The organism is Rhodococcus sp. OK611 (genome assembly GCF_003050885.1).
GTDB classification, from domain to species: Bacteria; Actinomycetota; Actinomycetes; order Mycobacteriales; family Mycobacteriaceae; genus Rhodococcus_G; species Rhodococcus_G oryzae.
This window is the reverse complement of record NZ_QAOZ01000008.1, coordinates 198,853-212,942: the sequence shown is the minus strand read 5'-3', so window position 1 is coordinate 212,942 and position 14,090 is coordinate 198,853. Positions and strand designations below refer to the sequence as shown.

The window sequence follows — 14,090 nt, the reverse complement described above, 5'->3', positions numbered from 1 at the left end:
TTGTTCCTTCTCTCGTGTCTGGGGATCTGTGGCGGTGTGCTGAGTGGACGGCGAGTTTCGTCAGTGTGTGATCACGCGGGAATGGAGGAACTCGTCGACGGCGCGGCCACCGCGCATGCCGAATTCGGTGACCGTGGCCGACTCGAGCGGTGCTGGGGCCTCGGTGGTGTCGTGCCGGTTGACCGATACGGATTCGGCGTCGACGCGTTCGGCCACCTGGTCTGTCCGGTCGAGGTCGGCTCCCCACACCGACACGCTGAGAACACGGGAGTGCTCGTTGATGCGGTCGACGATCCGGTCGATGTCGTCGTACCCGATGACGGTGAACACGGGGCCGGCTTTCCCCGCGTCCTCGAAGTCGGTCGAACCGTCGGTGTCCCGCAGCAGGGTCGGCTCCAGGAAATAGCCGGGCAGGTCGGTGCCCCGACCACCGCCTGCGACGAGCGCCGATCCGGCCGTGATGGATTGGCGGAGTAGGTCTTCGGCGATGGACAGCTGGTGCGCACTGTGCTGCGGGCCGACCGTGGTCTCCGGGTCCATTCCATCGCCGACGGTGAGCGTTCGCATCGCTCCGGCGAACGCTTCGCAGAAGTCGTCGACGATGTCGGTGGGTACGTAGGCGGACTTGGGGGCACAGCGGGTCTGCCCCGAATTGGTGAAGGCGTATTCGGCCAGCGCGGTCGCCGCGTTCTCGACGTCGGCGTCCGGGAGGAGCAGTGCGGTCCCGCCGCAGGCCGTGGTCGCCGCTACAGGGGTGAGGAACCGGGCCGCGTGGCTGATGATCGTCCGCGCGCCCCCTCGGGAGCCGACGTAGGCGATCCGGCGGATCTTAGGATGGGCGACCAGCGGGCTGTGGGCCTCGCGGGTACCGACCGCGATGTCGAGCACTCCCTCCGGGAGTACGGCTTTGAGGATGTCGACGGCACGCGCGACGGACAGCGCGACCGTGCACGGCGGCTCGACGACGACGGTGTTGCCGGTCACGAGGGCGGGACCGATCTTCGCGGCCATGCGGAGGATCGGTAGGTCCCAGGGGACGAGGACGGCGACCACCCCGACCGGGCGGTGTTCTACGACTGCGGAGCGTTCGTCGTAGGTGTGTGCCGGGGCGTCATCGTCCCAATCGGCATGGGCGGCCTCGGCCAGACACTTCGCCGCCAACCGGATCTCGCCGTCGGATTCGTCGAGCGGTTTGCCCTGTTCCATGGTCAAGAGGGGCGCGAGCGTGCCGGCGGAGCGATAGAGCTCGCGTGCGCAGTCGGTGAGAAACCTCCGTCGGGCCTCGCGGTCGGTCCGCCAGGCGGCGAATGCGCCGTGTGCCCGCGCGACCATGCCGTCGACCTGGGTGGCAGTGGTGATCGCGACGGTACCGATCTGTCCGAGGGTGGCGGGGTTGAGGCTGCTCAGCGATTTACTCGACGGCCGCGGGTCGAGCCTCGGAATGTCGAGCGTTCGCACGGTGTGGGCGGTATCCGCGAGTTCGTAGTTCAACGTCTTCTCCTGGGTGCAACCACCACGGACGGGGCGGAATCGAGGGTCGGCCGGATTCTTCTCATGTCACGACTCCTCGAGGGGGAAGGTGCCGCGGACACTAACGTAACGAGTTACTATGTAATAGTGAAGCATGAGACTCCGCCCCGTGCCGGGCGTCCCCGCGATCTGAGCAAGGACGAGGCGACGCTTGTCGCGACCCGCCGCCTCCTGTCCGAGGTCGGCTACCAGCAGACGACGGTCGCCGCGATTGCGCGGATGGCAGGCGTCAACACCCCAGCCATCTATCGGCGGTGGCCCACGCGCGAGGCGTTGATCGAGGAGGCCGTGCACGGGACCGGGGGTCACCCGCTGCCCGATGAGTCGGGTGACCTGCGAACGGACCTCGCGACCTGGGTGCGGATCTTTCTGATTCGTGCCGCGCGGCCCGCCGCGCGTGCCGGCGTGCCGGGCCTGCTTGCCGACTCCCAGACCCAAGAGGCGCGCCAGCGCCTGCTGGCGATCGGGGCGCCGGTGCGCAAGGCCTTCCAGGAGCTGCTGGACGGCGCCGTCGCCCGGGGGGAGATCGCCGCCGGGGTGAATGCGATGTTCCTGTTCGACCTGCTCTCGGGCACCACGACGATGCGCGGGCTCACCCGGGGAGTGGAGGACGAGGAGGACTTCGTCGACGCGCTCGCCGGCTCGCTGTACGTGCTGGCCGCGCACGCGACCGAGGCGTCGGACGTCACGGCGGTGAACCGATGAAGGTCGACGTGCAGTTGGACGGCAGGCCCGAGGACGCGGCCGCGCGGGCGCGTGAGCTCGTCGCGCTGGGTGCGGACGGGCTGTTCACCTTCGAAGGGGCCCACGATGTGTTCGTCCCGCTGATCGCGGCGTCGGGTGTGGTCGAGGCCGATCTGATGACGAACGTGGCCATCGCGCTGCCCCGCAGCCCGATGCACCTGGCCCACACCGCCAACGATCTGCAGACCCTGAGCCGCGGGCGGTTCCGGCTGGGCCTGGGCTCACAGATCCGGCCGCACATCGAGCGCCGGTACGGTACCGAGTGGTCGAAACCTGCCGCCCGCATGCGCGAGATGGTGCTCGCGATCAAGGCAATCTTCGCCGCGTGGGAGGGCGGTGCCCCGCTCAAGTTCCAGGGCGAGTTCACCACCCATACCCTCATGCCCCCGACCTTCAACCCCGGGCCCAATCCGTATGGGCCTCCGGAGATCTGTCTCGGGGCGTTGGGCCCGTTGATGACGCGGGCGGCTGCGGAAGTCGCGGACGGACTGCTCGTCATGCCGTTCAACAGCGCCAGGCACTTCCGGGAACGGACCCTGCCTTCGATCGAGGAGGGCCTCGAACTCGGCGGACGTTCACGATCGGACCTCGCGATCTACCCGCAGATCATCGTGGGAACCGGCCGCACCCCGGACGAGCTGGACGCGGCGGCGCGGGGCGTGCGGCGCCTGCTCGCGTTCTACGGCTCGACCCCGGCGTACCGGCCGGTGCTGGAGGTGGAGGGCTGGGCCGACGTGCAGCCGGAACTCAACGTGCTCTCCAAGCGCGGCGAGGTCGCCGCGATGACGGAGTTGATCGACACCACCATGATGACCACGCTCGCGGTGCACGGGACCCCCGAGCAGTGCGCGGCGGAGATCGTCGCCCGGTTCGGCGACCACGCGGACCGGGTGTGCTGCTACTTCCCCGGCTATCCGGTATCGAATAAGCATGTCGCCGAATTGATCTCGGCCATTCAGACGGCGCGGCCGTGAGCGGGGTGTCCGTGCGGACGGATGGGGGAGTCGCGGTGGTGACCCTCGACCGGCCCGACCGGCGCAACGCCTTCACCAGCGCCATGGGCCGCGCACTGGGCGAGGCATATCGGACCCTCGACGAGGACGATTCGATCCGGGTCATCGTGCTCACCGGTGCGCCCCCCGCGTTCTGCGCAGGCGCGGATCTCGCCGGTGGCGCCGACACCTTCGACGCTCCCGCTGCCGAGTTCACCGCCTCGCCGGTCAATCCACCGGCCTTCGATCTGCGTAAACCGGTGATCGCCGCGGTGAACGGGCATGCCATCGGAATCGGGTTCACGCTCGCGATGCAGGCCGACATCCGGATCGTCGCCGAGGACGCCAAGTACGCGATCCCGCAGGTCCGCCGCGGGGTGCTGCCAGACGCGATGTCCCATTGGACCGTTCCGCATTTCGCCGGCATGGCGGCCGCGGCAGACGTTCTGTTGACGGGCCGCACCTTCGACGGCGCCGAGGCTGTCCGGCTGGGGCTGGCGAGCCGGTGCCTGCCGTCCGGCGAGGTGCTTCCCGCCGCTCTTGAGGTGGCTCGCGACATCGCGGTGAACACCGCGCCGATCTCGGTCGCGCTGTCCAAACGACTGCTGTGGCAGACCGCTCGGCACGGGTACGGCCCGGAGAAGGTTGCGATACTCGAGACGGACCTGCATCTGCGAGTGATGGGCAAACCCGATGCGGCCGAGGGAGTTCGCGCGTACCTCGACCGGCGCGACCCCCGGTGGACCTCGCGGCTGTCCACGGACTGGGAGGAGGTCTCGCCGGAATGACACAGCAGGGGGCAACCCTCGGCAGCGCGAGCACCACGGACGAGGTCCTCGACGGCGTCGACCTGAACGGACGCACCGTGCTAGTCACAGGGGTGACGAGCGGTCTGGGCGCCGAGACCGCCCGGGCGCTGGCCGGAGCGGGCGCGCACGTCGTCCTCACCGCCCGCGACACCGCCGCGGCAGGATCGGTGGCGACACGGATACGTCAGGCGCATCCCTCGTCGGAACCGGAAGTGTTCGGACTCGACCTCGCCGACCTGGAAAGCGTTCGTGCCCTGGTCGATCGGGTGTCCGAGCGCCGGCTGGCGGTCGACATCCTGATCAACAACGCCGGGGTGATGTACACCCCGTTCGAACGCACCCGCGACGGGTTCGAGCTCCAGTTCGGCACCAACCATCTCGGCCACTTCACGCTCACCACGGCGCTGCTGCCCTCGTTGTCGGCCGCCGCCGATCGATCCGGTGTGCCAGCACGGGTGATCACGGTGTCCTCGGACGCGCATCGGGCACACCCCGTCGATCTCGTCGATCCGAACTTCGAGAGCCGGACCTACGACAAGTTCGTCGCCTACGCGCAGTCCAAGGCCGCGAACGTACTGATGACCGTCGAGCTCGAGCGACGGGTCGGCGGTCAGGGTGTGCACGCGTTCGCGGTTCATCCGGGTGTGTGCGCCACCGGCCTCGCGCGCCACATGTCCTCCGGCGACATGGCCGAGATGAAGCGCATGTCGGCGGGCTCGCCGAACGCGCTGACGAACCTCAAGTCCGTCCCCGCCGCCGCGGCGACGTCGGTATGGGGAGCCACCGCGCCCGAGCTCGACTCGGTGGGCGGTGCCTACCTCGCGGACTGCGTGGTCGGTGCGGCCGCAGACCACGCCACCGATCCCGCCACCGCCGCTGCCCTGTGGGAATTGTCGGACGAGCTGACCGCCCCCAGCGCGCGGCAGCCCTAACCCACCCGAACTTCGTTCCAGGAGGACACATGTCACTATCGATCAACGAGGATCAGCGGGCGCTCGCGGACTCCGTCGCGGCCTTCGCCCGCCGGACGGCGCCGATTGCCGCCACCCGCACCCAGTTCGACGCCCTCTCCGCCGGTACCTGCCCCGCCTCGATGTGGGATGCGGTGGTGCGGCAGGGCCTGCACAACATGCACCTGCCGGAGGCCGTTGGCGGTTCGGACTGCGGGCTGCCGGTGCTGGCGGTCGTGGTCGAGCAGCTCGGGAAGGCGATGTTCCCCGGCCCGTACCTGCCCACGGTCCTGACGAGCGCCGTGGCGGCGACGGCCTCGAACGGCGCCGACGATCTGCTCGCTGCATTCGCCGGCGGCGCCACCGGCGCGCTCGTCACCGGTAGCCGGCTGACCGCACAGCCGGTGGCCGGCGGTTGGGCGGTCGAGGGGACCTCCGATCCCACCATCGGGCTGCCGGGCGCCGAGCGGGTGCTGGTGCGTGCCGCACTCGAGGGCACCTCCGGCGGGAACCTGTGGTTCTGGCTCGAGCGGGCGGATCTCGACGAGGCCGCGACCACCGCGAAGGTGGCGCCCTGCGAGGCGCTCGACCTGACGCGCTCGGTGGGCCGGCTCGAACTCGCCGGTCACCGGATTCCTCACGAGCGGGCGTTGTCCGGACTCGATGCGGACCGGGTCGACGTTGTCGTCACCTCGCTGCTGGGGGCCGAGGCCAGCGGGATCGCCGCGTGGTGTGTGGAGACCGCCGTGGACTATGTGCGCACCCGCCACCAGTTCGGACGCCCGGTCGGCAGCTTCCAGGCGGTCCAGCACAAGGCGGCGCTGATGCTGGTGCGGTCCCAGGTGGCCTGCGCCGCCGCGTGGGACGCGGCCCGTGCAGCCGATGCGAGCGCCGATCAGCAGCGGCTCGCGGCGGCGCAGGCGGCGCTCACCGCGGTCCCTGCCGGTGTCGACCAGGCGCTGGACTGCATCAGCCTGCTCGGCGGGATCGGGTTCACCTGGGAGCATGACGCGCACCTGTACTGGCGCCGTGCCATCAGCATCGCCTCCGCGGTTGGCGCGCAGGATATCTGGGCGGCGCGACTGGGAGATGCGGCCCTGCACACCGAACGCGACTTCTCGTTCATCGACGGGGATTCGCTGCCGGAGTTGCGGGAGCGCGTCGGGCGTGCGTTGGACGAGGTGCTGGCGCTTCCCGACGACGAGATCCCGTCGGAGGGATGGGCCCCGGCCCGGGGTGGATCCCGTCGCGCCCGGCTGGCGGCGGAGGGTCTGACCGCGCCGCACTACCCGCAGCCCTACGGGCTCGACGCCGGACCGGTGGAGCAGGCGGTGATCGGCGACGAGTTCGCCCGGCGCGGGCTCACCCAGCCCGACATGGGAATTGCCGAGTGGGTGCTGCCCACCCTGGTCGCGCACGGCAGCGAGGAGCAGCAGAAGCGGTTCGTCCCGGCCACCCTGCGTGGGGAACTCATCTGGTGCCAGTTGTTCTCCGAGCCCGGTGCGGGATCGGATCTCGCCGGCCTGTCCACCCGTGCCCGCAAGGTGGACGGCGGCTGGGTGCTCACCGGACAGAAGGTGTGGAACTCCCAGGCGCAGGAGGCGGATTGGGGAGTGTGCCTGGCGCGAACCGACGCGGACGTGCCGAAGCACGCCGGTCTGACCTACTTCCTCATCGACATGCACGCTCCCGGCGTCGACGTGCGGCCGCTTCGCCAGGTGACCGGGATCTGGGAGTTCAACGAGGTCTTCCTCGACGAGGTGTTCGTGCCGGATGACGGCGTCGTCGCCGGCCCGGGCGACGGCTGGCGGCTTGCGGTCACCACGCTGTCGAACGAGCGCCTGAAGATGGGATCGGCCAAGCTGGGCCACGGATCGGCGAACATGGTTCGTCGGCTGCTCGACCGCGACGAGTACGGGAGCACCCGGGACGAGGCCATGCGTGTCCTCGGCCGCAACACCGCCCGCGAGCTGTCGGTGGCGGCGCTGAACCTGCGGAGCGTGCTGCAGCGACTCCACGGATCGGAGGACACCACTGGGTCCCTGAACAGCGTGCAGAAGGTGTTCCACGCCATCGCCCAGCGCGATGGTTCCCGCGCGGTGGTCGCCCTGCTCGGACCGCTCGGCTGTGTGGGCAGCCCGGAAGAGCCGTATGTCCGTGACTACCTGGGAGTCCCGGCCGTCATGTTCGGTGGCGGAACCATCGAGATCCAGCTCAACGTCATCGCCCAGCGCGTGCTCGGCCTGCCGCGCTGACATGAACGTCACGCTGCTCGCGGATGGCCTCGGTTTCACCGAGGGCCCGATCTGCCTGCCCGACAACCGGATGGCCGTGGTGTCCATGAGTCGGGGCTCGGTCATCGTCCTCGAACGGGACGGCTCGGTCGTGGCCGAGCACCGGGTCGGGGGAGGCCCGAACGGCCTCGCGCTCGGTCCCGACGGTGAGTTCTATGTCGCCCAGAACGGTGGTATCTGGGCGGCGCATGCCGCGGCGGAACCGGGTATCCAGGTCATCCGCGACGGCGAGGTGTCGTACCTCGCGAGGGGGATGGGCGCGCCGAACGACCTGGCCTTCGGGCCGGACGGGCGGTTGTGGGTCACCGACTCGCGGGAACAGGTCGACTTCTCACGTCTGGAGAGGGCTCTGCCGGGTCGCGTCTGGGCCGTCGACATCGACAGCGGCGAAGCCGAACTGCAACTCGAGGGCCCGGTCTTCGTCAACGGGATCGCCTTTGACGGTGACCGGCTCTACCTCACCGAGACCGTCAGCGGACAGGTGTCGAAATATGATGTGACACAGGGACATACCATCGATCGGGCGAACGTGTACACGGTGACCGACGGGCATCCGGACGGTCTCGCCATCGACGGTGCCGGTCGACTCTGGGTCGCGACCACCAGCGGCGACCGCATCGACATCGTCGGTCCCGGGGGTGCGCTCGAGGCGAGCCACCGTCTGCCCGCGGGCAGTATGCCCACCAACATCTGCTGTGGTCCTACGGGTTCGGGGGAGTTCTACGTCACCGCGGCCGGGGCGGGGGCGGTCCTCAGGCTAGGGGGCTGCGCCGATCACCAATGACCGTGCGAGGTGCCGGTAGTGGTCTGCGATCTCGTCGATCGACAGGCGTCCGGAGGGTTCGAACCACTGGCACACCCCGTTGATCAGATCCATCAGCGCCAGGGTGGTGATCGCGACATCGCCGCGGGTGGCCTTAGGGCCCTGGATGGCGGCGACGACGTCGCGAATGGCCCGCTGGTAGGTGGCCTGCAGGCCCACGATCGTGTCCAGTTGGACGGGGGAGAGGGCGCCGCGGTTGCCCCGGATACTGAGCAGCTCGGTGTGCCTCTCGCTGCTGATCTTCAGGTGGAGGCCGATCGCGTCGTCCAGGCGGTCCCGGGGCGGGCGCGTCGAGTCGTTCAGCACCGGGAGGAGCGCGTCGTTGAAGTCGATCATGAACTGCCGGGATATCGCGAACAGCACATCCTGTTTGTTCCGATAGTGGTGGTACATCGTCGACGACGAGATCCCGGCGGCCTCGGCGATCTCGCGGATCGCGGTCATGCCGTAGCCGCGTTGGTGGAAGAGTCGCGCCGCTTCGACTCTGATCTGCTCGGCCACGTCGACACCGACCTCGAGACCAAGGTTTCTCGCCACTTCCACCTCCGACGTGAACCACCACCCGGTTCCAGGCGTCTTGCAGGGAAATCTAGCAGGACAACCGGCGCCCGGAACCGGTCGGCGCCCGGCGGGCGATCGAGGATCCTCCCGGTCGCCCCCTTCCACAGTGCGTCGACGGTGCGTCAGGTGCCCGGGATGACGCTGGTGCCGAGACGCCAGATCGTGTCCAACAGCTCCTGTCGGGAGGGGGTGACCTCCCGGCTCATGGCCTCAGCCATGAGCTCGCGGAACGCGCCGAGGAACGCGGCCGCGGCAAGTCGCGCATCGACGGTGGGATCGACCTCGCCGCTCCGTTGCGCGTGCACGATATTGCGCGCGGCCATGTCGATCTGGGTCGCGAGGCGTTCGGCGTCGGCCTGCGAAGCGGACGGCTCGCGCAGCCGCCTGCCCACGATGATCGGGGCGAGCGGATCCTCGCGCAGGAAGTCGATCTCCCTGGACAGGCGCAACCGCTCCCGCTCGATCCAGCCCAGATCCTCGGACACCGTGACGGCGAAGACCGCGTCGTCATAGGCGTCGTAGAAGGCGTGGACAACGGCGGCGACCAGGCCGTCCTTGGCGCCGAAGTATCGGTACAGCAGCCCTGGAGATGCCTCGGCGCGTGCCGCGACCTTCGCCACCTCCAGGGCCCCGCCCGTCTCCAGCAGTTCCGCGCGGGCGGCCTCGATGAGGCGCAGCCGGGTGGCTCCGCCCCTGGCCGTCAGCGCGTGGGGGGAAGCTTTGTCAGGGGACGATGACATTGTTCGGGTCCGGCTGCTCTTCCTTGGGTGCGGTGCTGTAGTCGCCGAACGGCGCGTCCCGCACGGCCACCATGGCGGAGACGCCCTGCTTGTCGGCCAGTTCGATGAATTCCAATGCCTCGGGGGTGTTTCGCATCAGCCCGTCGAGGATCGGTCCGAGCATCTGGGTGCTGGCCAGTCCCATGTTCTCATACGCCTGGTTCACGATGAGCTTCATCGCGGAGAGCTGGGAGACAGGAATGCTGGCGAGCTGCTCGGCCTGCCGTGCCACCTCGGCTTCGAGTTCCGCAAACGGCACCGCCTTGTTGATGAGTCCGATCTCCGCCGCCTCCACACCCGAGACGGGCTTGCCGGTGAGAGCGTACTCCTTGGCCTTCGCCAGCCCGAGACGGTAGATCCACATGCCGGAGAGGTGGCAGCCCCACATCCGCGCGTACGGCGTGCCGATCCGGGCATCCTCGGAGGCGATGACGATGTCGGCGCCGAGCGCCATCTCGCTGCCGCCGCCGAGACACCAGCCGTGGATCTGGGCGATCACCGGCTTGGGGCTTCGCCACATGCTCATGAACTTCTGGGTCGGGGCTTCCGAGGGCGCGGTCGCCATCACGAAGTCCTTGCCGGCGTCCCACTTCCCGTCGGTGTTCATCTGATCGCCCCAGTGGCTGAATCCGCCGCTGAAATCGTATCCGGCACAGAAGGATCGGCCGGCGCCGCGAACGACGATCACCTTGACCTCGGTGTCGCGGGTCGCCTTCGTCATGGCGTCCTGGAACTCGTCGGGCATCGGCGGAACGATGGTGTTCAGTCGATCGGGGCGGTTGAAGGTGATCGTGGCCACGGGGCCTGCGACGGAGTAGATCAAAGTCTCGTACATTTTCCACCTCTCATTGGTAAAGTGAATTCACTTTAGCTTTGGATCGACGCGGTTGTCTACCCCATTGACGGACTCGGGGTGACGTGGGTAACTTGATCCGCATTCGAGCGGTCGATCGATTGATCGACCCAATGTCTTTGGGCGCAAACATCATCCAGTCGATTGACGTGGATAGGAAGGCGGTCATCCGCCATGGAGTTGTCATCGGTCAGTCCCGCAACGGCCCCGGGCCCCGGGATGAAGGTCATCGTCACGGGTGCGGCTGGAGGGATCGGAGCAGCGCTTGTCGCGGCCCTGGCGGCGCTCGGATGTGAGGTCGTCGGGATCGACCGCCCCGGCACCACGCTGCCGGATGGAGTAGCGGCGATCCCGCTCCTCGAGGCCGACCTCGCGGACGAGTCGGCCGCGGCGGCCGCGGTCGAACGGGCGGTGTCACTGCTCGGGGGGCTGGACTGCCTCATCGGCGCCGCCGCCAGCGTCGCAACCGTGCACCGCGCCAAGTCGTTCTCCGCGGATACCTTCCGCCGGGATATCGAATCAAATCTGTTGTCCCAGTTCTGGACCGCACAGGCCGCCTACGCAGCCCTGGCCGAGAGCAACTGCGCGAACCTGGTCCTCTTCTCCTCGACGGGGGCCCTCGACGGCCTGCCCGGGCAGGTGTCGTACGGGGCCGCCAAGGCGGGAGTGCTCGGGCTGGTCCGGACGCTCGCCGCTGAATGGGCCGACTCCGGTATCCGGGTCAACGCGATCGTCCCCGGGCTGGTCGCGACCCCCAAGGTTCTCTCGATGCCGGACAGCACCCGTGATCGAGTGCTGCAGAACGTCGCGATGAAGCGCCTTGTCGGGGTGGACGAGGTGGTGGCGTCGGTGTTGTTCCTCATGTCGACGGGAGCCGGCGCCATCACCGGCCAGTCGCTGCGGGTCGACGGCGGCGCGGGGATCAACACCCAGGGCCTCTACCGCTGACCTGAGGTTCCCCCGAGCTCGTGAAAGGAGCTGTCGCAATGGAATACCGTGGCGTGGTCGACCCCGCGTTCGCCGCGGCGGCGGAGGAGTTCGAGCGGAACTTCACCGATCGCGGCGAGGTGGGTGCCTCCCTGTGCGTCCTGGTCGACGGCAGGCCGGTCGTGGACCTGTGGGGCGGTGTCGCCGATCCCGAGACGGGGCGGCAATGGGAACGGGACACGGTCGGTGTCGTGTTCTCGTGCACCAAGGCTGCCGTCGCGCTGTGTATCCAGCTGTTGATCGCGTCCGGCGAGATTCGCGAGGACCTGCCGGTGGCACAGGTGTGGCCGCAGTTCGCCGCGAACGGCAAGGGCGACATCACGATAGGAATGTTGCTCGATCACTCGGCGGGGATTCCCGTGCTCAGCGAGCCGCTCGGATCCGGCATGCTCGAGGACTGGGAGTACATGGTCGGCCGGATCGCGGACCAGGCGCCGTTCTGGCGGCCGGGCAAGCGGCACGGTTACCACCCGGTGACCTTCGGGTTTGTGCTCGGTGAGGTGGTTCGCCGCGTCACCGGCTCGTCGATCGGCGGGTTCTTCGCGGCGGAGATCGCTGGTCCGCAGGGACTCGACTTCTGGATCGGACTGCCGCAGGAGATCGAGCCGCGTATCGCTCCGATCGTCAAGGGGATCACCGGCGAGGTCACCACCACACCGTTCCTCGATGCCGCCCTTCACCAGCGCGGTTCGATCCCGAACCTCTTTGTGTTCAACTCGGGGGACTGGGCTCGCAAGGGGGTGAACACCCGCGCCGGCCGGGCGGCGGAGATTCCCGCGGCCAACGGTGTCACCAACGGGAGAGGCCTCGCGCAGATGTACGCGAACGCCCTTCTCGATCCCGTCGTGGGAGGTCTCGGACGTCTCGAATCGGCTCCGGCGCACTCGATGCCGGTGTCCGACGGCTTGGACGCGACACTGCTGATGCGAACCAGGTTCCGTGGCGGATTCATGCTGTCGATGGACAACCGCGCGGAGCTCGGCGACGGCCACAGCATGCGAATCGGGAGCCAGGCGTTCGGCCACTGTGGATCGGGCGGCTCGATCGGGTTCGCCGACCCCGAGCTCGGCCTCAGCGTCGGCTACACCATGAACAAGCAGGGCCAGGGGACGCTGCTCAACGAGCGCGGACGGGCCCTCGTAGATGCCATCTACCGCTCACTCGGCCAGACCGTCCCGCCGCCGCCGGCGCGACGAGCGCCGCAACTCGAACAGGATCAACGATGACTTCCTCCAACGAACAAGACGATTCGACACGGACAGACGTGCTCATCCTCGGAGCCGGGTTCTCCGGACTCGCGGCGGCCGCGATGATCTCCCGCGCGGGTGGTCTCGACTACCTGCTCCTCGAGCAGGGCGATGATGTCGGCGGGACGTGGCGCGAGAACACCTACCCGGGGTGCGCGTGCGACATCCCCTCGCCGCTCTACTCGTTCTCCTTCCGGCAGAACCCGGACTGGCGCCACCTCTTCGCGCCGCAACAGGAGATCCTGGAGTACCTCCGCGACACCAGCGCGGAACTTCGTATCACCGAGCGTATTCGCTTCGGCACCAAGGTCACCGGTGCCGACTGGGACGAGCAGGACGGGTCCTGGCGGGTCGACACGGCGGACGGCTCGGTCTTCCGGGCACGATTCCTGGTTTCCGCGATGGGGGTCCTGCACCACGCCTCCTACCCGAAGCTGCCCGGCATCGAGAACTTCCAGGGACCGGTGTTTCATTCCGCGCACTGGGATCACTCGTGCGACCTCGACGGCAAGCGAGTGGCCGTCGTCGGCACCGGCGCGAGCGCGATCCAGTTCGTTCCCGCCATCGTCGACCGGACCGCCACGCTCGCGCTCTTCCAGCGGACCGCCCCGTGGATCGTTCCCAAGGTCAATCGAGCGTTCAGCGAGGACGAACGGGAAGAGATGCGCCGCAACCCGATCAAGCGATGGAATCGCCGCGCGCGTCTGTTCTGGATCCACGAGAAGCGGGCCAAGGGATTCGTCTCGGATACCTCGAAGATGGGGCCCACGAAGGCCCTGGCCTCGAGCCATTTGAAGAAGCAGATCCGTGATCCCGAGCTGAGGGCAAAGCTCACCCCCGACTACGAGATCGGCTGCAAGCGACTGCTCATCTCCAGCGACTACTACCCGGCCCTCGCCAAGCCGCACGTCGACGTCGTCACCGCAGGCGTCGAGGAGGTCCGTGCGCAGTCCGTGGTCGCCACGGACGGAACCGAATACGACGCCGACGTCCTCATCTTCGGCACCGGCTTCGATGCGCAGAACAGCCTCAGCCGGGTGCCGATCCGGGGCCGCGACGGCGTGGCCCTCGGTTCGCAGTGGGAGTCGGGTCCGGAGGCGTACCTGGGAACGACCGTGGCGGGCTTCCCGAACCTCTTCCTGCTGTGCGGCCCGAACACGGGCCTCGGGCACAACTCTCAGGTCTTCATGATCGAGGCACAGGCCGAGTACATGGCCAAGTGCATGCGATACGCGGGCCGCGGCGGCGTGATCGAGGTCCGGCGCGACGCCCAGGATCGCTTCAACCAGTTCCTGCAGGGGCGGCTCTCCTCGACCGTGTGGCAGGCCGGTGGATGCAAGAGCTGGTACCAGGATCCCGCCACCGGGCGCAACACGCTGCTGTGGCCCAGATCGACGTTGTCGTACTGGCTGCGCACCCGCTTCGTGCGGCGTTCCGACTATCTGCGGCACGCCAGGGCCACCGTCTCACAACCGTCCGTCACCACCGGCTGAGCCGCACGGTGCACGCACTCGTTCCGAA

Annotated in this window: 13 protein-coding genes; 9 read left to right on the top strand and 4 right to left on the bottom strand. The window is 68.5% G+C overall.

Features of this window, described 5'->3' with window-relative positions; translation table 11 throughout:
* Nucleotides 1-60: 60 nt before the first annotated feature.
* Complete coding sequence (locus C8K38_RS12375) at nucleotides 61-1,491, bottom strand: aldehyde dehydrogenase family protein (protein ID WP_097211743.1); 1,431 nt, start codon at nucleotides 1,489-1,491, stop codon at nucleotides 61-63.
* 126 nt (nucleotides 1,492-1,617) lie between these two features.
* Here C8K38_RS12375 and C8K38_RS12370 point away from each other — a divergent pair, with 126 nt between their 5' ends.
* From C8K38_RS12370 to C8K38_RS12345, 6 genes are read left to right on the top strand one after another with little or no spacing between them, the layout of a single operon-like run.
* Entirely contained in the window at nucleotides 1,618-2,235 is a 618-nt protein-coding gene (locus tag C8K38_RS12370) for a TetR/AcrR family transcriptional regulator (RefSeq protein ID WP_257017470.1), read from the top strand.
* Nucleotides 2,232-3,248 carry a TIGR03617 family F420-dependent LLM class oxidoreductase gene (locus tag C8K38_RS12365; RefSeq protein WP_097211741.1) on the top strand — a complete coding sequence of 339 codons (1,017 nt, stop codon included), beginning with the start codon at nucleotides 2,232-2,234 and terminating at the stop codon, nucleotides 3,246-3,248. Before C8K38_RS12370 ends, C8K38_RS12365 begins: the two co-directional genes overlap by 4 nt.
* Entirely contained in the window at nucleotides 3,245-4,054 is an 810-nt protein-coding gene (locus tag C8K38_RS12360; RefSeq protein ID WP_097211740.1) for an enoyl-CoA hydratase/isomerase family protein, read from the top strand. Before C8K38_RS12365 ends, C8K38_RS12360 begins: the two co-directional genes overlap by 4 nt.
* A complete protein-coding gene (locus C8K38_RS12355) occupies nucleotides 4,051-5,007 on the top strand; it encodes an SDR family NAD(P)-dependent oxidoreductase (protein ID WP_097211815.1) in 957 nt (318 codons plus the stop codon). Before C8K38_RS12360 ends, C8K38_RS12355 begins: the two co-directional genes overlap by 4 nt.
* 29 nt (nucleotides 5,008-5,036) lie before the next feature.
* Nucleotides 5,037-7,280 (top strand): acyl-CoA dehydrogenase, encoded by a 2,244-nt coding sequence (locus C8K38_RS12350; RefSeq protein WP_097211739.1) that lies wholly within the window; start codon nucleotides 5,037-5,039, stop codon nucleotides 7,278-7,280.
* Between the two features lies 1 nt (nucleotide 7,281).
* Nucleotides 7,282-8,103, top strand: coding sequence for an SMP-30/gluconolactonase/LRE family protein (locus tag C8K38_RS12345; protein ID WP_179800544.1), 822 nt, complete (start codon nucleotides 7,282-7,284; stop codon nucleotides 8,101-8,103).
* Here the strand turns inward: C8K38_RS12345 and C8K38_RS12340 are convergent.
* The 3 genes from C8K38_RS12340 to C8K38_RS12330 all read right to left on the bottom strand — a co-directional run bounded on the left by C8K38_RS12340 (nucleotide 8,077) and on the right by C8K38_RS12330 (nucleotide 10,344).
* Complete coding sequence (locus C8K38_RS12340) at nucleotides 8,077-8,679, bottom strand: TetR/AcrR family transcriptional regulator (protein ID WP_097211737.1); 603 nt, start codon at nucleotides 8,677-8,679, stop codon at nucleotides 8,077-8,079. The two genes, C8K38_RS12345 and C8K38_RS12340, sit on opposite strands and share 27 nt — an antisense overlap.
* A 146-nt stretch (nucleotides 8,680-8,825) precedes the next feature.
* Nucleotides 8,826-9,443, bottom strand: a complete 618-nt coding sequence (locus C8K38_RS12335; protein ID WP_097211736.1) for a TetR/AcrR family transcriptional regulator — start codon at nucleotides 9,441-9,443, stop codon at nucleotides 8,826-8,828.
* Entirely contained in the window at nucleotides 9,427-10,344 is a 918-nt protein-coding gene (locus C8K38_RS12330) for a crotonase/enoyl-CoA hydratase family protein (RefSeq protein WP_257017476.1), read from the bottom strand. The genes C8K38_RS12335 and C8K38_RS12330 overlap by 17 nt, the downstream gene beginning before the upstream one ends.
* A gap of 165 nt (nucleotides 10,345-10,509) precedes the next feature.
* Between C8K38_RS12330 and C8K38_RS12325 the strand changes: the two genes are divergently transcribed.
* The 3 genes from C8K38_RS12325 to C8K38_RS12315 are packed head-to-tail and all read left to right on the top strand — an operon-like array spanning nucleotide 10,510 to nucleotide 14,062.
* Nucleotides 10,510-11,283, top strand: a complete 774-nt coding sequence (locus C8K38_RS12325; protein ID WP_097211734.1) for an SDR family NAD(P)-dependent oxidoreductase — start codon at nucleotides 10,510-10,512, stop codon at nucleotides 11,281-11,283.
* Between the two features lie 38 nt (nucleotides 11,284-11,321).
* Complete coding sequence (locus tag C8K38_RS12320; RefSeq protein ID WP_097211733.1) at nucleotides 11,322-12,548, top strand: serine hydrolase domain-containing protein; 1,227 nt, start codon at nucleotides 11,322-11,324, stop codon at nucleotides 12,546-12,548.
* Nucleotides 12,545-14,062, top strand: coding sequence for a flavin-containing monooxygenase (locus C8K38_RS12315; protein WP_097211732.1), 1,518 nt, complete (start codon nucleotides 12,545-12,547; stop codon nucleotides 14,060-14,062). The genes C8K38_RS12320 and C8K38_RS12315 overlap by 4 nt, the downstream gene beginning before the upstream one ends.
* Nucleotides 14,063-14,090: the final 28 nt, after the last annotated feature.

What these genes read in the sequence shown, in the direction of transcription:
- C8K38_RS12320 (WP_097211733.1), top strand. Translation starts at nt 11,322, where the DNA reads ATGGAATACCGTGGCGTGGTCGACCCCGCGTTCGCCGCGGCGGCGGAG.
- C8K38_RS12355 (WP_097211815.1), top strand. Translation starts at nt 4,051, where the DNA reads ATGACACAGCAGGGGGCAACCCTCGGCAGCGCGAGCACCACGGACGAG.
- C8K38_RS12315 (WP_097211732.1), top strand. Translation starts at nt 12,545, where the DNA reads ATGACTTCCTCCAACGAACAAGACGATTCGACACGGACAGACGTGCTC.
- C8K38_RS12365 (WP_097211741.1), top strand. Translation starts at nt 2,232, where the DNA reads ATGAAGGTCGACGTGCAGTTGGACGGCAGGCCCGAGGACGCGGCCGCG.
- C8K38_RS12335 (WP_097211736.1), bottom strand. Translation starts at nt 9,443, where the DNA reads ATGTCATCGTCCCCTGACAAAGCTTCCCCCCACGCGCTGACGGCCAGG.
- C8K38_RS12350 (WP_097211739.1), top strand. Translation starts at nt 5,037, where the DNA reads ATGTCACTATCGATCAACGAGGATCAGCGGGCGCTCGCGGACTCCGTC.
- C8K38_RS12325 (WP_097211734.1), top strand. Translation starts at nt 10,510, where the DNA reads ATGGAGTTGTCATCGGTCAGTCCCGCAACGGCCCCGGGCCCCGGGATG.
- C8K38_RS12345 (WP_179800544.1), top strand. Translation starts at nt 7,282, where the DNA reads ATGAACGTCACGCTGCTCGCGGATGGCCTCGGTTTCACCGAGGGCCCG.